Raw genomic sequence first — 19392 nt, 5'->3', positions numbered from 1 at the left:
CCAACCAAATCAACCTAATCTATGAGAAAAAAGCAGCTACTTCATGCGGACGATTTTTTCTCCTTTTTACTGTTACTCTTGTTGCTGACCGGTCCCTCTATACTGACCACCTCAACTGCACAGGCAACAGGATTGAAAAAAAAGGAGGTCTTTTCCATCGGCTTTAATAAGGAACCCATCCTGGAGGTTTTCTCCAAAATCGAGCGTATTTCCGACTTACGGTTTTCGTATAGCCTGGACGACATGAAAAAGGTAGTCCCGATTACGATGGCAGAGAAAGAAAGAAACATCATTCAGCTGTTAAAGGAACTGAGTACCAAATCAGGACTCAATTTCAACATTTCAAAGAACCTGGTTGCGGTCCTTCCCCGGAAAGATTTTCCCTTTGAGCCGGAGAAAAGAGCCATCCCTGTGCAAAAAGTAAAAGCGGATACGCTGATTCAGGGTGTCGTCCTGGATAGCCTGCAAAGACCGCTTCCTGGAGTCTCCGTTTACGTAAAAACCAAGCTGGGTGTAGGAACAAGTACAGACCTGAACGGGCGTTACTCCATAAAAGTACCTGCAAATTCCATCCTCGTTTTCAAAATGGTCGGTTACATTTCCGTAGAGAAACCCGCCAATCAGCCCATTGTCAATGTCTCGCTGAAAGAAGATAATTCTACACTCGATGAGGTTCAGGTGGTGGCATTTGGAACGCAGAAAAAGGAAAGTGTGGTAGGGGCGATCACCACCATCAAACCTTCTGAACTCAAAGTTCCTTCCAGTAACCTCACCACTGCCTTGTCCGGACGTGTAGCCGGAATGATTGCTTACCAGCGCAGCGGAGAACCGGGGCAGGACAATGCAGAGTTCTTTATTCGCGGCGCGGCAACCTTCGGCTATAAAAAAGAACCCCTTATCTTAATAGACGGACTGGAATTGACAGCAACAGATCTTGCCCGCTTACAACCCAATGATATTGCGAGTTTCTCCGTCCTTAAAGATGCGACCTCTGCTGCCGTTTATGGTGCCAGGGGCGCCAATGGGATTATTCTCGTAACCACCAAGAGGGGATACGATGGAAAGGCGAGAATTAACCTGGAACACAATTACTCTTTATCTCAGCCTACCCGGAATATTGAACTCGCCGATCCCATCACCTTTATGCAGCTGCATAATGAAGCGATTTCTACCAGAGATCCATTGGGGAAACTGCTCTATTCGCAAAATAAAATTGATGCCACGGCTGCGGGAATTAATCCGGTTGTCTATCCTGCTACCGACTGGATGGACCTGCTGTTGATGAAAACCACACAGAACCAGAGAAGCAACCTGAGCATTACAGGTGGGGGTAAGGTAGCCAGCTACTTTGTAACCGGAACGATGAATAAGGACAATGGGATTATGAAGGTCGACAGCCGTAATAATTTCAACAACAACATCAAACTGAGCTCTTATTCCCTGCGCTCGAATGTGGATGTGAACATTACCCCCACTACCCAGATGGCGGTCAGGCTTTATGGCAATTTCGACGATTATACCGGTCCGGTTGATGGTGGAACAGGGGTGTATAAGAAAATCATGAATACGAATCCCGTATTGTTCCTTCCTTATTATGCGCCGGATGCAGCCCACCAGCATACACAGCACATTCTGTTTGGGAATTCGGAGACCGGAGGCTTTTTGAACCCTTATGCAGATATGGTAAAAGGCTATAAAGATTCTTCAAGGTCGTTGATGCTGGCACAGATCGAGATTAAACAGGACCTGTCCGGTTTACTTTTCCCCGGAATAAAAGCGCGTTTAATGGCCAGCACACAAAGAAGGTCTTACTTCGATGTTCAAAGAACGTATAATCCTTTCTATTATAATTTAAGCAATTACGACAAGACGACGAATGAATATGTGTTGAATGTTCTCAACGAATCCAGTGGAACCGAAACCCTGGATTATAGGGAAGGTTCAAAAGAGATTTCTACTTCTTCCTACATGGAGACGGCATTGAATTATGATGAAGTTTTTGGTGGTAAACATGCCATCAGCGGGATGTTGGTCGGCATTCTGCGCAATAGCATTGCTGCGAACTCCGGTTCCCTGCAGGCTTCCCTTCCTTTCCGGAATGTGGGCTTTTCGGGACGTTTTTCTTATGGCTACAACAGCCGGTATACAGCAGAGCTGAACTTTGGCTACAACGGATCGGAACGTTTTTCTGAGGACAAACGGTTTGGCTTTTTTCCATCTGCAGGAATTGCATGGAACATCTCCAATGAAGCTTTCTGGGCCGGATTAAAGAAAACGGTTTCCAGCTTTAAACTCCGTGCCACTTATGGTCTAATCGGAAATGATGCAATCGGTGATCAGAATGACCGTTTCTTTTACCTTTCTGATGTGAACCTGAACAACGGCGACAGAGGCGCTACCTTCGGGCAGAATTTCGAATATTACCGTCCGGGTGTGTCTGTGAACAGATACGACAACAGGAACATCACCTGGGAGACGGCAAAAAGGCTCAACCTCGGCTTTGATCTGCAGGTCAAAGATTTTAACATTACCGCCGATTATTCTACCGATAAAAGGGAGAGCATCCTGATGAACAGGGCTTTTATTCCTTCTACCATGGGCCTGTCTGCCGGGGTCAGGGCAAACGTGGGGCAGGCGAGGTCTAAAGCATTTGAATCTTCTGTGAATTATACGAAGAGCTTCGACAATTCCTTTTTTGTGAGTGCCACAGCAAACTTTACCTATGCCACCAACAGCTACCTGAAAGTGGAAGAACCCGAGTATGAAGAAGCTTACCGCAGTTTAGTGGGCCGCCCTTTGAGTCAGCAGGAAGGATACATTGCCGAACGCCTTTTTATCGATGAAGCAGACATTAAAAATTCACCGGTACAGACCTTCGGAACCTATTTGCCCGGCGATATCAAATACCGGGACATGAATGGGGACGGACAGATTACGCCCGCCGACAGGGTAGGCCTCGGTTTCCCGACCTCTCCGGAGATTGTCTATGGATTTGGTTTTTCTGTCGGATATAAAGGTTTCGATTTTTCGAGTTTCTTTAATGGCTTCGGCCGTACCTCTTTCTGGATTACCAATTATCAGACGGATGGTGACCTGGCCATAAATGGAGATACTTCTCCTTTCATCAATGACAGCCGAGCTTTGCTATCTGCCTATGCGAACAGCCATTGGTCTGAAGACAACAGAAATTTATACGCCCTGTGGCCACGCTTATCGACCAATAATATTGCCAATAACAGTCAGACAAGTACCTGGTTTATGCGTAACGGCGCTTTGCTCAGGTTAAAACAGGTAGAGCTTGGCTATACCTTTCCTACCAAAATGACGAGCAAATTCTACATTCAGAAACTCAGGATTTATGCCAACGGTAGCAATTTGCTCACGTTCAGCAAATTCAAACTCTGGGACCCGGAGCTGGGCGGTAATGCCTTCAATTATCCGGTTCAACGGGTATTCAATTTTGGTGTTAATGTGACCTTTTAACAATTAAAGAAATGAAGAAACTAAATATATTAATCCTGATCATCGTACTTTCTACGTTGAACTCCTGTAAGAAATACCTCGATGTTGTGCCTGATAACATTGCCACTATTGGCAGCGCATTTTCTATGAGGTCGCAGGCAGAGAAATTCCTGTTTACCTGTTATTCTTACCTGCCAAGAGAAGGCTCTCCCAGTGAAAACCCGGCCATGCTTGCGGGCGATGAATACTGGTTTTTTGACAACATTAAAAATATTGACCCTACGGCCTGGCGCATTGCAAAAGGGGAGCAGGGCATCACAAGCCCTTATCTTAACTTCTGGGATGGAGAGAATCTGGGACAGCCTTTGTTCAGAGGGATCAGAGACTGCAATATCTTTCTTGAAAACATCAATTCAGTATTGGATATGAGTGATTTTGAGAAGAAAAAGTGGAGGGCAGAAGTGAAATTTTTAAAAGCCTATTATCATTTCTACCTCATGAGGATGTATGGACCAATTCCCATCATTGATAAAAATATGCCCGTGTCGGCTTCGCCTGAAGAGGTCAAGGTATTTCGGCAGCCCATCGATAAATGTGCAGATTACCTTGCCGGATTGCTGGATGAAGCGGCAGCAGATTTACCCAGCATATTAGATAAGCCGACCACAGATCTTGGACGGATTACAAAACCGATTGCCCTGGCTATAAAAGCAAGGATGCTGGTGCTTGTGGCCAGCCCTCTTTTTAATGGGAATCCTGATTTCTCCAGCTTACAGAGTCCGGATGGAACAGTACTTTTTAACCCGGTTCCTGATCAGAAAAAATGGGAACGCGCTTTATTGGCCTGTAACGAAGCGATTTCTGCAGCAGAAAGTGCGGGCGTTAAGTTATATGAATTTATACCTAACGCAACCACGGGCGCACTTTCTCCGGAAACGTTAAGAACGCTGAGCATCCAGAATGCCGTGACGGAAAGGTGGAATACGGAACAGATTTGGGGGGCTTCCAACAGCCGTACCTACGATCTGCAAAGGAAAGCCCAGGCAAGGTTAGACCCCTCAAAATTCCTGAATGAAACGGTACAGTCTATTCTTGCTCCACCGATTAAGATTGCAGAGCTGTTTTATACCCGTAATGGCGTACCGATTACAGAAGATAAAACCTGGAATTATGCCAACCGCTTGAATCTGAGAACAGGTACGGCAAATGAGAAATTTTATATCAAACCGGGTTACCAGACCGTTGAATTGCATTTCGACAGAGAATCCCGTTTTTACGCCGATCTGGGCTTTGACGGAGGAATCTGGTATGGTCTGGGGAAATTTAAAGACGGAAGCGATGTATGGCCTATAGAAGCACGTGCAGGAGGCACAGCCTCAAGAAAAGGAGCGCAGCTCTACTCCGTAACGGGATACTGGCCCAAAAAGCTGGTCAGCTATTTAAATGTCATTAACGATGGTTCTGATTATAGGGTTCTGGATTATCCATGGCCAATTGTCCGCCTTGCCGATCTTTATCTGATGCAGGCAGAAGCCTCGAACGAATTCAATGGCCCCGGACAGCAAACCTATCAATACCTGGATAAGGTGAGAAACAGGGCCGGCTTAAAAGGCGTGGTCGAGTCCTGGACTACTTTTTCTACAAACCCGTCCAAACCAGGATCAAAAGACGGACTAAGAGAAATCATCCACCAGGAGAGACTGATTGAAATGGCATTTGAAGGGAGCCGCTTCTGGGACCTTCGCCGCTGGAAGGAGGCACCTGCCGTGCTCAACGGACCGGTAAAAGGATGGGATCTGGAACAGGCTACACCTGAAGGATATTACCGGCAAAAAACATTGTATGTACAGGCCTTCGGCCTGAAAGATTATTTCTGGCCGATCAAGGAAGGTAACATCACGGTCAACAGAAATCTGGCTCAAAATATTGGTTGGTAGACATTAGAAAACAGCATTATGAAAATATATAAATTAATGGTTCCTGTGCTTTTATTCGCCATGATGTATGGTTGTAAGGAAGACAATGGATTGAATAAGCCTTTGTACAAAGACGGGCAAAAACCTGGAGTGGTTACAAGCGTGATGGTGACGAATAAAAATGGGGCTGCAAAGATTACCTATAAGATTCCGGCAGACAATGACCTTTCCTATATCAAGGCAGAATATGAAATCCGTCCTGGAGTAAAAAGAGAAGTAAAAGCTTCTTACAGCAATGATTCCCTGATTGTAGATGGTTTCGGACAGACCAAAGCTTATGAGGTGAAGCTGTATGCCGTAGATAAAGGAGAGAACCTGTCGGATGCCGTAACGGTTACGGTAAATCCATTAAGTCCTCCTTTTACAGAGGCTTTTAAGGAACTGGTTTTGAAAGATGATTTCGGAGGAATGAATGTCGCATTTAAAAACAAAAACGAATCGGATATTGCCATTGTGGTGATTATGCCGGATAAAAATGGAGAGCTGGCTGCGATTGATACTTATTATACGAAAGCAAAACTGGGGAATTTTAGTCTCAGAGGATATGAGCCAAAACCGATACGGGTAGGGGCTTATATCAGGGACCGTTTTGGCAACTTGTCTGATACCTTGTTTAAAGAGATTACACCCATTCTGGAAATCAGGCTCGACCGTACGAAATTCCAAAAAGTGCAGCTCCCTACGGATCGTGGAGATGGTTATGGCTGGGTGATGGAAAATCTATGGAACAATTCTACCGGTGGAACTGGTTTTCATACCAATCCCGGCCTGGGGCTGCCGCTTTGGTTCACCTTTGATCTTGGAACGAAAGCGAAATTGAGCCGCTTTAAAGAATATCAGCGCGGAGAAAACTACTATGAATTTAACCATGGCAATGTCCGGAAATTTGAACTCTGGGGATCCAATAATCCTCCTTCGGATGGAAGCTGGACGAATTGGATTAAACTGGGTGAATATGAGTCTTTGAAGCCCTCCGGACTTCCCAATGGGCAGAATTCATCTGAAGACATCAAGTATGCGCAGGCAGGAGAAGAGTTTAATTTCGATATCAATAATCCACCGGTCAGGTATATCCGTCTTAAAATGCTTCAAAACTGGTCTAATACCGACTTTATACACATTATGGAACTACAGTTCTGGGGGCAACCTGAATTATAAACCAATTAAAGAACTACATATCATGAAATATATCAACCTATTGCTGCTGGCAGTTGTGCTGGTCTCCTGCTCCAAAATGGGAGATCCCATTGCCGAATATGTAAAGAGTGGAGAGCTCATTTACGCAACCCGTGTAGATTCCCTGAAGGTGATTGGAGGACGGGAACGAATCCGGCTGACCTGGATTCTTCCGCCCAATAAAACGGCTGTTAAAACCATCATTCAATGGAATGCAGGTAGGAATACAAAAGAGATTATTTTGCCCGCTTCCGCGAATGGGCTATATGAAGGACTTCTGGAGCCTATGGCTGAAGGATCCTATTTGTTTAAAGTGTTTACGGAAGACAGGATCGGGAATAAATCGGTTAGTTTAACCCTTGCAGGAAGTGCCTATGGCAGCAATTACCAGAATTCTATTCTAAACAGGAATATCATTTCTACGCTGATTAACAAGGATTCCGTCCTGATCAACTGGGGCAGTGCAGAGCGCGGAAATGTAGCTACAGCACTGACCTATACCGATGTTGAGGGGATAGCCCACAGGGTTCTTGTGAAATCTACGGAGCTGAAATCGGTGGTCAAAAGGGTTAAAAAAGGAAGTTATCTTGCCCTTGAGGGGCTTTACCTTCCGGAAGCTTTATCGACCGATACATTCAGGGTGGCAAAAAAGGATTTGCTATTGGTTGATCCTTAGTTTCCGGCCTAAACATATTGCCGGCAAAAACAAGGAAAGGGGCAGGGGTTAATCCTCCACCTCTTTCCTTGTCTTTTAAGGAACAGGATTTATTATCTTCTGATGAACAGGATCTATTATCTTTTGAGGAGCCAGATCAGGATATACATCGGGATCTTCAAATCAGCCCTTAGAATCTTTATCGCCTGATGGATGTTATTGTAAACGCTTTGGGTAGCCAGTCCTGTTTTTTCTGAAATTTCGGAGTATTCCAGGTCCTCATAGAACCGGAGCATGATCAGCTGCTTTTGTCGCCCTGTTAATTTATTAATTGCCTTAAATATGTTTTCCCGGAGTTCTTCCTCCACCTGTAACTCGATGATGTAATCCATAATGGATTTTTCAAAGGTTTCTACACTGGGCAGCTGGGTTCTGCTGACTATTGCTTTTTCCCTGCTGATCTTCCGCCGCAGGTAAGTAAACAGATAGCTTTTTACATTAGTCACGGGTTTAAGGCTCAGCCTGTTTTCCCAGAGTTCCAGAAACATCTGATTAATGGCATCCTCTACATTTTCCCTTTCCTTAAAAAGAATAAAAGCATAATTGAACAGGGGATTGTAGAGTTGCTTGTATAAGTTGAAAAGTGCAGGTTCTTCTCCTGCTCTCAACCCGATCCATAATGACTGCTGGTCATTAAGATCGATCTTCATCTTTGCTTCCAGGGTAGACATCTGATTTTCTTTGAAATTTATTTTTGGTCATTTCAAAGAACGCATTTTATGGCTTAGTTTAGTTTATCATTTTGTCTATTGATTAAGTGATTTTGGCGGACTGATCTATTTCGCCAAAGCACTTTAACGCAGAAAGGCCGGTATTCCTACCGGCCTTTCTGCGTTAAAAAATGATGTTATTTTTTGCGGGCAAGCAAGGTGCTGATCATCAGTTCCAATTCGTCTTCATTGTCTCCATCAGTTCTGAAATCAGAAAAGATTACCCTTCCTTCCCGGTCCAGCAGAAAATTTACCGGAGCAGCTCCGCGGTTGTCCATATTTCCTTTGTCTCTGTCTTTTACATCTTCCAGTGGTGTGAAACTATAGCCGCTGGCTTTCATAAATGGAATGACATAGTCATTTTGACTGGAAACGATATTGATCCCTACATAGGAAAGGTCTTGTCCTTTGAATTTTTTTACTACATTTTCAAAGTGAGGGAATTCACCTCTGCATGGCCCACATCCCGGAAACCAATAGGTCAGTAAAACAACCTTTCCTTTGTAATCCGTAATCGAAGTATTTCCCGGAGTCAGGTAACGCTTTAAAGTGAAAGGAGTTGCCAGGCGGGCAATGGCATCTAAACGTTTCCAGATGTCTGCATCCACTTGTGCGGCATCTTTGCCAAGGCGGGTTCCGTAAGTATTGATGACTGACTTCAGTTTAACTCCCGGATTTTTAGAAAAAGCAACGATCAGGCTATCGTAGGCCGCATCAGGTTTGCCATCCAGAGCACTTGCTTCTGCTTTTAAGATCGGCAGCATTCTGTTAAAGCCAAAATATCTTGGCAATTTGATCTGACCTAGCAATGCCAAAGCTTCTGCTCCCTTTTTTAAGGCGACTAAATTTTTAGCTTCATTGATGAGTTTTGCCTGGGCCGTTAAGTTGATCCATTGTTTTTCGGCTTTGGGGTTATTCGCCATTTCTTCTGCCAGTTTCAGGGCTTTCTCCGGTTGTTCTCTCAAAAGGAGGTCATAATAAGAAGTCATGCCGCTGGCAGACCAGTTGAACTTTTCAGGAGCATAACTTTTATGCAGCAGCTCAAAATATTTCATTTTATCTTCGACGTTTTTTGAACGTACTCCCAGCCAGTATAAGGCCTGTGCGCCGCGCTCATGATCAGGAAAACGTTTGGCTACCTCCATACTTAAAGTCCTGTATTTGGTTTCGTCAATATTGCTGAAAGAGGAGGCATGGTAAAATGCATAGCTGGGATTTGAAGGAGCCGCTGCAGCTGCTTTGGCCATGTAGTCTCTTCCTGCACTGAACTCACCCCAACGCTCTGCGTCTATAGATAAGCCACTCCATGCTTCCGCAAATTTAGGATCGATGGCCACCGTTTTCAATAACCAGGGTTTCGCTTTCGGATCTTCTTCATTCTCATAGGCTTTCCCCAGCGCATAAGGGACCATTGCCGATTTTGGATATTTTTTTGTCCATAAGGTGTATTGTTTTTCCAGTTCAGGTTTTTCGGTTCCTACCGCCTTAATATAGGCCTGATGTACTTTAATGCTATCGGGTTTTGCTTCTACAGCAGCACGCAATTTTGCAAGCACTGCCTTGTCTGTAACCACCGACTGTGCAAATGTGGTGTTAAAGCCGAGACTCAAAATAATTGTCAATGCAGCGCTGCTGATTAGTTTTTTATGGTTCAGTTTCATCGTTCTAAATTTAAAAATTAATACGTGTTTTGTTCTATTTTTCCATTGCCGGAGATAATCTCAGTCCGCGGAAGCGGCGTTGCATAACGCCTGGATTTTAGGGGTAAGGTATAGGTTTTTACCGGCTCATTGAAGAGTACAGACGAGGCATTGAAAGGGTAAAATGTTCTGCTGAGGAGCACATCATCGTTGGGGTCGTCATTATTATTGTACCTTCTGATGTCAAACCAACGCTGTGCAAAAGGCATTTCTCTTCTTCTTTCTTCGGCTACCTTTTTAATGGCATCATCCTTTCCGGATGCCTGCAGGTCTACCCATGGTCCGGGTTTCATTCTTTTTGCCCTTAAGATATTTATGGCCGCCATCGCTCCGGCTGCATCTCCTGATCTTGCCAGGCCCTCTGCCTTGGTCAGCAGTACTTCTGCAACGGTCGGACCAGAAGGGAGTTTGTCTTTGTAAAAGAAGATATAACCCGGATAATCATAAGAAGGTTTGGTCATGCCTCTGTCGTAAGAATAGCCTTCTACGATATGGTACTGGTACCGGAGGTCATGATCCTTATCATAAAGGTTTAAAAGTTCCAGGCTTGGCTGATACCACCAGGACTCATTGGTCAGCATTCTGTAGTACAGGAATTCCTTCCAGCCTATCATATCGGTCTGATCACTGGAATTGTCATGGGTATAGGGATATTTAAGCACTACCGTTTTGGCCTGAGGGGTTCCGGCATCAATGGAGATCGACTGGTCTCTGCCGTACCTCATTTCTGTGTTGTAATTCACAAGCGTACTGTACTCGGCGAGTGCAGCGTTCGCAAATTCCACAGCTTTGGCATTATTGTTCCTGTTCAGGTAGTACCGGGCAGCAAAAGCATTGACAGCGGCTTTATTTGCCCTCCAATGACGAGCCCTTCCATTTTGAACCAATGGAACTGTAATTTTAAGCGCTTCGGCGAGATCAGCTTCAATCTGCTGGTATACTTTTTCCAGCGGCTGGCGTTCTATTGGATCATCAAAGCTGGTGCTCAGCTTAATGGCCAGGCCTTTCTCATTTTTATTTTGTTCCGTGTAAGGAAGGCAAAAGGTATTGGCCAGTTCCCAGTAACTGTAGGCCCTGATAAAGTGGGCGTCTGCTTTGATGATTGCCTTTTCGGCCTCCGTTCCCGTCACAGACGAGAGGGAATTGAGGGCGAGGTTGGCGGTGAAGATCTTTTTGTATTCTCCACTCCAGAACGATTCCCTTGGTGCGTCAGGCAGGTTTTCTGTATCCCATAGCAGCGCCTGTATCGTTGGCATACTGGAAAATGTACCCCTTCTTCCATTGTAAAGATCGAGGGTAATCCCACAATCATCGGTGCTGTATACATTGGTTAAGTTCACTTCCGAAAAGAAGGAATTCTGTGAATTCAGCAGCGCATCGATCTGCGCCGTCGTTTTAACCACCAGGGCAGAAGTCTTTGAAGGTGGTTCTTCCAGAAATTTTTTACAGGAAGGCAGTAGAAAAATTGTGGCCAGTACAGGCAGTATTTTTATGATGGAGGTATGGATGTTGTTCATGATCGTTAATTTTAAAATTCACATTTCAGACCTAATGATACCCTTGGCTGGGGCTTCAGTGTGCCCATCGGATACTCCGGATCTTCGCCCGCATTATTGGCGACCAGGGTAAACAGGTCATTGCCCTGTGCAAATACCTGGAGCCTGCTCATTTTGAACTTTGACAATACCGCGGCAGGGAAATTGTAACTTAAATTTACTTCCTGCATCCTCAGATGTGAGGCATCTTCAATGAGATAGCTCAGGCTTTGATGAAAGCGGTCCCAGAAATAATACCGTGGCTCAATCTGGTTCAGCGGTAAGGGAACAATTTTCATCGGATCTCCGTTCTGGACTTCATCTATTTTATTATTGGGCAATACCCGGTCGTATCTTGTATCCGGGTAATTGAATCCCATCCGTTGAAACTTATGTCCGAATTTTCCGGTAATGATAAAAGATAAATTAAAATCATAGACCTGGAAAGAGTTGACGAAGCCGAAGGTATAAGGGGCAACGCTGGTTCCCATGTTTAGCAGATATCCGCGGCCATCACCGGGAGTGAATGCTCCGAAATCATATTTAGCGCCATTCAGTCCGTAAACCATCGGCTGCTTGTTTTCTATTCCTGCGTATTGAAAACGCCATAAAGAATTGGCGTCCTGTTCAGCTACATAGGCTGCTGAGCCACCTGAAACCAGGGTGCTCGCCGCATAATTGGCCACAAACAGCCTGGTGATTTTGTTTTTGTTGTAAGAGAAATTTAGATTTCCCCGCCATACCACGGCATCTCCATAGATTTTTTGCATGCTGCCCAATTCAATTTCTATCCCTCTGTTATAGATCTCGGCATTGTTCAGCTTTTGGGTGGTGGTTCCGTTTACTGCAGGGATGGAGATGCTGGCAATCAGGTCTTTTCCGGATTTGTTGTAGACATCGACCTTGCCATATAAATGGCCCTGGAAGAGCGAGTAATCAATTCCCAGATTCCAGGTGCCAGTCTTTTCCCATCTCAGGCTTGGGTTTCCAAAGCTGGAAATGGTAGCCGTAGGGTTTCCGGTATAAGGATTTGGAATCGCGGCCATATTGATCAAAGGACGAAAGGAGGTACTGCGGTCTACATTTCCATTGTAACCATAAGTAGCCCTCAAATTCAATCTATTGACCCAGCTGAGGTCCTTAATGAAATTTTCCTTGTTCAGCTGCCAGCCCAGACCAACCGACCAGAATGGAGCATAGCGATAGGAGGGATCGTCTGTAATCAGGTTCGAGGCATCTGTACGGATACTTCCGGACAAGGTGTACTTGTTGTCGTAAGTATAGGCCGCATTCCCGAAAAGAGAAAAGTACCGCTCTGTTACATGCCCATAGCTGTTGGTGTAATTGAAGATCTGATTGGTTCCAAGCCAGTCCTTAATTGGAAAGGTGGTACCTCCGGGGCCATTAGGGAAAGTCCCCACACTCAGGGTCTGGTCATTAAAGCCATAGGTAGTTGGATTGCCAAAGCTTTGCGTAACGATGCTGTTGATCTCCGAACCTCCGACGATGTTAAGCTCATGTTTTTCGCCAAAGCGACGGTCATAATTCAGTTGATTTCTGAAATTATAGGTCTCTGTTTTTAATCTTCTCTGATTGAACATCCCTCCTTTAGGCAGGTTCAGCGTGATTTTATTGGTCGCCTGATCCCAGGTTGCAGCCCTGTTCACCGAGTCCCTTACTTTAAAGGTCTTCTCATTACTGAATTCTTTAACGGTGGTATTGCTCAGTTCGTACTGAATTTTTGTATCTACAGATAAGCCTTTAATAATTTTGAATTTTAAACCCGCCTGAAGACGTGTATTTAATTGTTCATTGCTGAATTTCCGGTTGGAGATTTCCTGAATCGGATTGTAGCTCCAGTCTGAATAAGGGAACAGGTTGGTAGGGACAAATCTTTGCAAAACCGGGGTATAATATTGCGAAATGTTGTTCAGTGAGCCATCTTCATTTTTCAGCATTTCGTAGGGAGATATTTCCTGAATGTCAGCAAGTCTGATCCCGTTTCTATTGGCCTTATTGTAATTGACCATGCCGGAAAAGCTAAACTCCAGCCATTTAAAAACATCGGCATTGGCTCTGTAATTGAACATGTATTTGCTGTTGTCGGTGCCCTTGAAATTCGTTTTGCTCTTCTCATACAAAAGAGAGAGGGAGTTGCTCATCTTTTCTGAAGCACCGGAAAGGTTTAAATTGTACTGTTGGGTAAAAGGGTTGCTGAGCAGCTCATCTGCAATTTGTTTTTTATTGCTCAGGTTTCTGTATTTATCCAGCAGGGCGTCTTTTTCTGCAGTGCTGATAAAACCAAGCAGGTGCTCATTTAGCGCTGTTCCAACCGGCGACCAGGTCACGTCATAATTGTTCAGCGAGCCGGGATTGGTTACCGAACTCCAGTTTCCAAAGGCTTTAACTTCATAATCTACTGTTTTTGAAGAAGAGGCCAGCGGGTTCACATAGTCGAGGTCCAGTTTGCTGGCGACCCTCGTGAAAGCAGAAAAGTTAATCCTTAAAGGGATTCCTTTTTTTCCTTTTTTCGTCACGATTACGATCACCCCATTTGCAGATCTTGCCCCCCAGATGGAAGCCGCTGCTGCATCTTTGAGGATGGTAATGCTTTCGATATCATTGGGGTTGATGGTACTGAAATCACCCTGGATGGCAAAGCCATCTACAACGACAAGCGGGTAGGCATTTTGTGTTAATTTGCCCTGGTTATCCCGGATGTTTAAGCTGGTCTGACCCCTGATCTCAAACCGGGGATTTCCGTCTTCATCCATAGTGGCCTGCATACCGGCGGTGGTTCCAATCAGCCGCTGGGCAATATTGGTGCTTGGCTTGTCGAGCTGCTCTTTGGAAATCACATTAAAGGCTCCTGTAGCACGTTCTTTAGGCAGGTTTTGGTAACCTGTGCTGACTACAGTTACGACTTCCAGTTCGGCAGGGTTGACTTCCAGACGGATCGTCATATCGCCGGAAGGATCTGCTTTCAACTCCTTCATTTTATAGCCGAGGAAGGAGACCTGAAGCAGGGCATTTTCTTCAATATTATTCATTTGAAACTCACCCTGGGCATTGGTGATGACTGTTTTAGTGCCATTTTTTAGTTTTATCGTGGCACCGGGGAGCGGGCTCCCTTTTTCATCCAGCACCCTGCCTCTGATATTGACCAGGTTAAGAAAGCTTCTGACTGGTCCGAAGAGCAGGACTTCCTTTTTTCTGATGACAATGGTATTCTGGTCAATGGAAAAAGTTAAGGGCAGGCTGGAAAAGGTTCGGTTTAGGGCCTCTTTAATGTCTATGCCAGAAAGGTTGACATCTATCGGCCTGATGTTCTTAAGGTCTTGTGGTTCATATAAAAAATCGTAACCACTCTGGGCTTTGATTTCCTTAAAGAAGTGCTGAAGACTGATGCTCTTTTTGGAAAGGCTGATCTTCTGGGCAAAACCGGAAGCACTGACCTGTAAGAGGCTAATGAGCAGCAATAAACAGGTTAGGTTTATACGCATGAGGATCGGTTTAGGTATAACGCACCGTTGAATATAAAATTTCATACATTTGAATGGGGTTAGTTGAAAGGTTGTGTGAACGCAATTTTAAAGGGTAACCCTGATCTTCCGGGAGTGACTGCAATCACTCCTGGTTTCTAAGTTTACCGCAATTTGGGAGGGTAGAAATTAAGGCATAGCGGTAATCCTCCTTCCTTCGATTTTAAAATGAATGTTTCCGGTTAATTCGAATTTTCTGAGGACTTCAGCTACATTTTTAAAACGGGAAATGGAACCCTCAAAATGCTTGTCGGCCAGGCTTTCCGGATAAACAATCTCTACATCGTACCAGCGTGAGATCTTACGCATAATGCCGGGCAAATCTTCGTTTTTAAACAGGAAATATCCGTTTTTCCAGGCCATCGTTGTTTCAATATCTGCAGGCTTTACCAGGATGGAGTTTGGCGTTAAAACTGATTCCTGTCCCGGTTTAAGCAGGGTGGAGTTTACTTTTACACGGCCCTGCAGGAGCGTTGTTCTCGTGCTGGCTTCATCTGCATAGCTGTTGATGTTGAAATGGGTTCCCAAAACCTCCACTTCCTGATGGGCCGTTTTTACCCTGAAAGGATGTTTCGGATCATGGGCCACTTCAAAATAAGCTTCGCCGCTTAATTCAACCCGGCGACTGGCCTGAGCGGCAAAGCTCGTCGGAAATTTAAGAACAGAGGCTGAATTCATCCAAATCCGGGTGCCATCAGGCAGGTTAACCTGGTATTGCCCGCCCCGGGGTGTTTCAATGCTGTTGTAGCTCAGTTTTTTATTTTCCTGATCACTGATTTTATACACCAGTTGCCCGTCGGCAGTTTTGCTGATGTTTACGCCTGCCTGATTGGCGAGCCTGCCATTGATGGCATCAGTTAATATAATTTTACTGCCATCTTCGAGCGTAAGTGTGGCTTTGTTGCTGCCAGGGGCTATGTTATTCTGAACCAGGTTGTCCCGTTGTGTTTGCGGTTTGGGCGTGTAATTGTTAAAAAACAACAGTCCTGCGCTAAGACAAATGAACAACAATGCCGCTGCCGCGATGTAATACCGGTTTTTGTAGAAGGGGATATTTTTCTGAACAGGGGGAGCAGAAAAACGCGGGTCATTGATGATGTTTTTGTACAACAGGCCTGATTGTAAGGCCGTAAATGATTTTGTTACCGGGCGGCTGTTCCAAACCTGGTCCATGAAATGATACAATTCCCGGTCTTCTCTGGAACGTTCGATATAATCCATCAATTCCTCATAATCTGCGGGTGCAATGACATTGCTCACATAATCCGTCAGTAATTTTTGAATATGGGGGTAATCGGTTCTTTTTGCCATTACTTTTCCGTGTTATAAGAGCTAATACACGGCAAAACGAAAGCATAACTAGTCGTCAGTCAATTATTTTTTATTTTTTATAACGTTTTGGATAATCTTCCATATAATTTTTACATTGCGATGGGGGAATTTAACATGATTACGGGAGTGCATGGCGAAGTCGGGCTGATCGAAGGGCTTCGCAATAGTGAAGAACCGGTGTTTGCTGTCGTTTTTGAAAAATATAAATCGAAATTGTATAGTTTTGTATGGAGGTTTTTGAAAGATAGCGTGTTGTGCGAAGAAATTGTTCAGGAAACACTCATTATTTTATGGACAAACCGGCTTAATCTGGATGTCAGCTATCCATTGGGGCCCTATCTGTATACGATTGCCCGGCGGTTAACACTGAATGCATTGCGTAATGCTGCAACTGCGGGACAAGCGAGGGAAAAACTCTGGCTTAACCTCAATGAAGCCCATAATGAAACTGAAGAAGCAATCCTGCTCGCAGATCTTCAGGAGCTCACCGAGCAGGCCGTAGCAAAATTATCCAGTCAGCAGCAGCTGATTTTTAAACTCAGTCGTTATGAAGGTTTGAGCCATGAGGAAATTGCAGAAAAACTTCAGCTGTCCAAACATACAGTGAATAACCATTTGGTGGAAGCACTTAAGAACCTGAGAAAGCATTTCAAACATTCAGGGGTATCTTACAGTATTTTGCTGGCCTGGCTCATGATTAAATGACCAGGGTTATCTGATTCCCTGTACCTCTACGATTTTCTCCAGCTCAGGCAATAAGGTTTTATATTTTTCTAAATCCCAGCCGGGAACATATTCTTTCATCGGTGGCATGCCCATGGATTTACGCCTTGCGTCCAGCTGATCAGGATCCCTTATCGGGTAAATGTACTTTGCTCCGGTTACCTTATCAGCAAAACCCTGACTGCCATAGGATTGTTTCCGGCCTTCACGCATGGCGATTCTATCTTCCAGAATGGCGAGGTTACTGGATAAGGTTTTTCCCTCTTTCTCGGCCTGCCGGATCATGGGCAGGTATTTTTGCTGAGTCGCCAGGTCTGCATGCTGAATCACCAGGAATAAACCCTGACTCGCATTCATGCCTACATCCTGAGGGCCCAGCCATCCATGTTGGCTGATGATGTCTTTCACCTTCACCAGGTTGCTGGAATCCTGTCGTCTCGCTATTGCTTTGATGCTGTCAATTGTAGCTGGTTTTGCTTTAGCCTTAGCCAGGTCCATCCATTTTGTCCGGATCGACTGGTCGACCTCCAGAAGGCTGTCGAGCGTCCGCATCAGTTTCTGATCAAACTTGCTGCTGTCAATTTGGAAAGAGCTGACCTGAGCAATGGCTGCCGATGCGATCGGCAGGAGAAAAAATAGCAGAAGAAATCTTTTCATGTTGTTGGATTCTGAAAAGCAAGATACTTATTTTTCGTGTTTTTCCGTCTCCATCAGACCTTCAGGTTTCTTTAACCTGCATAACTATTTTGGTTATTGAGATCATTCCAGAGATGACCTTAGGTTGCAGTTGCGTTTTGGTCGGCGCAACTGCTTTTTTATTCCCGGAATGGCACTGTTTTTTAAATCAGGATCACCAATCTTTTTCCCGAATCGATGTCTTCCTTCCAGGCCCTTTCAATCTCTTGAAGCGGAGCGGTTAGGGTCTCAATTTTCAGCTTCCCATCGGCAGCCAGCAGGAACATTTCGGGTAAAACCTCTTTGAAGAGCTTTTGCATCAATGCTTCCGATAAGCTCCCGATTCCTGAACCGATTAAGCTGATGTCAGCACTCCTCAGTGTTCCCGACGACAGCCGGATCTCGTCGCCGGCCATACCACCAACAGTAACAAAACGCAGGGGATGTGTGAAATTGCCCTTTCCTCCCAGGGCTTTAAGGATCAGTTCGGCCGGATGGCCCCAGAGATAGTCAACCACTGAGTCAACAGGCGTCTGGAGCTGGATTGCTTTGATTGCCTGAATGATTTCATCGTCACTTCCTTTTAAGGAGATGACTTCATCAGCGCCGAGGGCTTTAAGGCTTTCCAGGGAGGCTGCATTTCTACCGGTAGCAATCACCCTTTTGGCACCATAATGTTTGGCAATCTGTACGGCAATCCTGCCGGTAACCCCTGTTGCACCATTGATCAATACGGTATCTCCGGGTTTAACTTCTGCACGGTAGCGCAATGCTGCGGCAGCGCCGAGAACGGCATTAGGTAAAGCTGCTGCGGTCACTTCATCGAGATGATCAGGTAAGCGGACAAACCGGTTTTTATCAATCAGGGCTTTTTCTGAGATCATGCCCTGAAGGCCAGGGGCATAAACCCTGCTGCCGTCTTCCAATAGACCAACTCCGTCTACGCCAACAACGATCGGTTGAAATGAACCCGTATTGCTGGAATAATGAGCGCCGCTGGCAATGCCTTTATCAAGGTTTTTTACCGAGGCCGCTTTAATGCTGATTAATAACTGATCTGGGGTTTGGGGAACTGGTGTTGTAAAATCTCCATATTTTGGTGTTTCGCCAAGGGCGTATAATATCGCTGCTTTCATCTGTTCTTTTTTTAACAAAAGTAGCGGCAATAGGCATTGTGGACGATAACATATGTTATCAAATCAAACCTGCTTTTCTTTAAGGATTTTGTTTTTAATCCTGCTTAAATGAACAGAGGTAATTCCGAGATAAGAAGCGATATAATGTTGCGGAACCCGCTGAATTAACTTTGGTTTCTGCATGAGCAGGTTTAAATAACGCTCCTGAGGGCTATCTCTGATGAAGGACAGAAATTCCTTCATGTAATGCAGCTGCCTTTCCATCATCACATTTATCATTTCTTTGAGCACTGCAGGCTGCTGTTCCAGTTCTTCCATCATCCGGTCAAAATCTTTCTTTTGAAGCACATGAAGCACGCAAGGCTCTACTGTTTCTATGCTAAACATGCCCGGAATGTTTTTCCGGAAGCTTTCCAGAGAAGAAAGACCCTCATTTTCAAAGAAAAACTGGAAGGTGGTATCTTTACCATTGTTGTTAAACCAAACCCTTAAACAGCCTTTCTCGATCAGGAAAGATTGCTTTGAAACCTCGCCCTCCGCCAGAAGAATGGTTTTTGCAGGAACTTCAATACGCTGATGCATCGCCATAAAGGCATCCCAATACTTTGCAAGGTGTGGCAACTGTTCCTTAAACTGAAAAAACATATCAATGGTTATTTTTCTCTAAAATAGGCAATCATAAAGAATGATGGTGGTATTTTCTTTTTACG

General features: G+C 44.9%; 13 protein-coding genes. 5 read left to right on the top strand and 8 right to left on the bottom strand.

Going from position 1 to position 19392, the window contains the following annotated elements:
• Window positions 1–21: 21 nt before the first annotated feature.
• The 4 genes from DBR43_RS04340 to DBR43_RS04325 are packed head-to-tail and all read left to right on the top strand — an operon-like array spanning window position 22 to window position 7290.
• Complete coding sequence (locus DBR43_RS04340) at window positions 22–3483, top strand: SusC/RagA family TonB-linked outer membrane protein (RefSeq protein ID WP_233602860.1); 3462 nt, start codon at window positions 22–24, stop codon at window positions 3481–3483.
• Between the two features lie 11 nt (window positions 3484–3494).
• The gene (locus DBR43_RS04335; protein ID WP_124578249.1) at window positions 3495–5399 is read left to right on the top strand and encodes a RagB/SusD family nutrient uptake outer membrane protein; all 1905 of its coding nucleotides are present in this window, start codon (window positions 3495–3497) and stop codon (window positions 5397–5399) included.
• 18 nt (window positions 5400–5417) lie between these two features.
• Window positions 5418–6596, top strand: a complete 1179-nt coding sequence (locus DBR43_RS04330; RefSeq protein ID WP_124578247.1) for a DUF5000 domain-containing lipoprotein — start codon at window positions 5418–5420, stop codon at window positions 6594–6596.
• Window positions 6597–6618: 22 nt separating this feature from the next.
• Window positions 6619–7290 carry a DUF4998 domain-containing protein gene (locus DBR43_RS04325; RefSeq protein WP_124578245.1) on the top strand — a complete coding sequence of 224 codons (672 nt, stop codon included), beginning with the start codon at window positions 6619–6621 and terminating at the stop codon, window positions 7288–7290.
• Between the two features lie 116 nt (window positions 7291–7406).
• On the opposite strand, the gene DBR43_RS04320 is transcribed toward DBR43_RS04325, so the two are convergent.
• From DBR43_RS04320 to DBR43_RS04300, 5 genes are all read right to left on the bottom strand, one after another.
• Complete coding sequence (locus DBR43_RS04320; protein ID WP_124578243.1) at window positions 7407–8000, bottom strand: RNA polymerase sigma factor; 594 nt, start codon at window positions 7998–8000, stop codon at window positions 7407–7409.
• A 176-nt stretch (window positions 8001–8176) separates the two neighbouring features.
• Window positions 8177–9700 carry a TlpA disulfide reductase family protein gene (locus DBR43_RS04315; protein WP_124578239.1) on the bottom strand — a complete coding sequence of 508 codons (1524 nt, stop codon included), beginning with the start codon at window positions 9698–9700 and terminating at the stop codon, window positions 8177–8179.
• A gap of 17 nt (window positions 9701–9717) precedes the next feature.
• Window positions 9718–11256 carry a RagB/SusD family nutrient uptake outer membrane protein gene (locus DBR43_RS04310; protein WP_124578237.1) on the bottom strand — a complete coding sequence of 513 codons (1539 nt, stop codon included), beginning with the start codon at window positions 11254–11256 and terminating at the stop codon, window positions 9718–9720.
• Window positions 11257–11267: 11 nt separating this feature from the next.
• Window positions 11268–14777 carry a SusC/RagA family TonB-linked outer membrane protein gene (locus tag DBR43_RS04305; RefSeq protein ID WP_158622424.1) on the bottom strand — a complete coding sequence of 1170 codons (3510 nt, stop codon included), beginning with the start codon at window positions 14775–14777 and terminating at the stop codon, window positions 11268–11270.
• A 168-nt stretch (window positions 14778–14945) separates the two neighbouring features.
• Complete coding sequence (locus DBR43_RS04300; protein ID WP_124578233.1) at window positions 14946–16127, bottom strand: FecR family protein; 1182 nt, start codon at window positions 16125–16127, stop codon at window positions 14946–14948.
• Window positions 16128–16247: 120 nt separating this feature from the next.
• On the opposite strand from DBR43_RS04300, the gene DBR43_RS04295 reads away from it, so the two are divergent.
• Window positions 16248–16853: an RNA polymerase sigma factor gene (locus DBR43_RS04295; RefSeq protein WP_124578232.1), complete on the top strand. Its 606-nt coding sequence runs from the start codon at window positions 16248–16250 to the stop codon at window positions 16851–16853.
• 6 nt (window positions 16854–16859) lie between these two features.
• Here DBR43_RS04295 and DBR43_RS04290 read toward each other — a convergent pair whose 3' ends face one another.
• The 3 genes from DBR43_RS04290 to DBR43_RS04280 form a co-directional block, all read right to left on the bottom strand.
• Window positions 16860–17528, bottom strand: a complete 669-nt coding sequence (locus DBR43_RS04290; RefSeq protein ID WP_124578230.1) for a DUF6624 domain-containing protein — start codon at window positions 17526–17528, stop codon at window positions 16860–16862.
• A 182-nt stretch (window positions 17529–17710) separates the two neighbouring features.
• Window positions 17711–18682 carry a zinc-binding alcohol dehydrogenase family protein gene (locus DBR43_RS04285; RefSeq protein WP_124578228.1) on the bottom strand — a complete coding sequence of 324 codons (972 nt, stop codon included), beginning with the start codon at window positions 18680–18682 and terminating at the stop codon, window positions 17711–17713.
• 63 nt (window positions 18683–18745) lie between these two features.
• Window positions 18746–19327 carry a Crp/Fnr family transcriptional regulator gene (locus DBR43_RS04280; protein WP_124578226.1) on the bottom strand — a complete coding sequence of 194 codons (582 nt, stop codon included), beginning with the start codon at window positions 19325–19327 and terminating at the stop codon, window positions 18746–18748.
• Between the last annotated feature and the right edge of the window lie 65 nt (window positions 19328–19392).

It is taken from the genome of Pedobacter sp. KBW06, assembly GCF_003852525.1.
Taxonomy (GTDB): Bacteria; Bacteroidota; Bacteroidia; order Sphingobacteriales; family Sphingobacteriaceae; genus Pedobacter.
Note: the sequence above shows the minus strand (reverse complement) of the source record. Positions and strands in the feature narration are given on the sequence as shown.

Coding starts and splice junctions, on each gene's coding strand:
- DBR43_RS04340 (WP_233602860.1), top strand. CDS start 22: ATGAGAAAAAAGCAGCTACTTCATGCGGACGATTTTTTCTCCTTTTTA.
- DBR43_RS04335 (WP_124578249.1), top strand. CDS start 3,495: ATGAAGAAACTAAATATATTAATCCTGATCATCGTACTTTCTACGTTG.
- DBR43_RS04330 (WP_124578247.1), top strand. CDS start 5,418: ATGAAAATATATAAATTAATGGTTCCTGTGCTTTTATTCGCCATGATG.
- DBR43_RS04325 (WP_124578245.1), top strand. CDS start 6,619: ATGAAATATATCAACCTATTGCTGCTGGCAGTTGTGCTGGTCTCCTGC.
- DBR43_RS04320 (WP_124578243.1), bottom strand. CDS start 8,000: ATGTCTACCCTGGAAGCAAAGATGAAGATCGATCTTAATGACCAGCAG.
- DBR43_RS04315 (WP_124578239.1), bottom strand. CDS start 9,700: ATGAAACTGAACCATAAAAAACTAATCAGCAGCGCTGCATTGACAATT.
- DBR43_RS04310 (WP_124578237.1), bottom strand. CDS start 11,256: ATGAACAACATCCATACCTCCATCATAAAAATACTGCCTGTACTGGCC.
- DBR43_RS04305 (WP_158622424.1), bottom strand. CDS start 14,777: ATGCGTATAAACCTAACCTGTTTATTGCTGCTCATTAGCCTCTTACAG.
- DBR43_RS04300 (WP_124578233.1), bottom strand. CDS start 16,127: ATGGCAAAAAGAACCGATTACCCCCATATTCAAAAATTACTGACGGAT.
- DBR43_RS04295 (WP_124578232.1), top strand. CDS start 16,248: ATGGGGGAATTTAACATGATTACGGGAGTGCATGGCGAAGTCGGGCTG.
- DBR43_RS04290 (WP_124578230.1), bottom strand. CDS start 17,528: ATGAAAAGATTTCTTCTGCTATTTTTTCTCCTGCCGATCGCATCGGCA.
- DBR43_RS04285 (WP_124578228.1), bottom strand. CDS start 18,682: ATGAAAGCAGCGATATTATACGCCCTTGGCGAAACACCAAAATATGGA.
- DBR43_RS04280 (WP_124578226.1), bottom strand. CDS start 19,327: ATGTTTTTTCAGTTTAAGGAACAGTTGCCACACCTTGCAAAGTATTGG.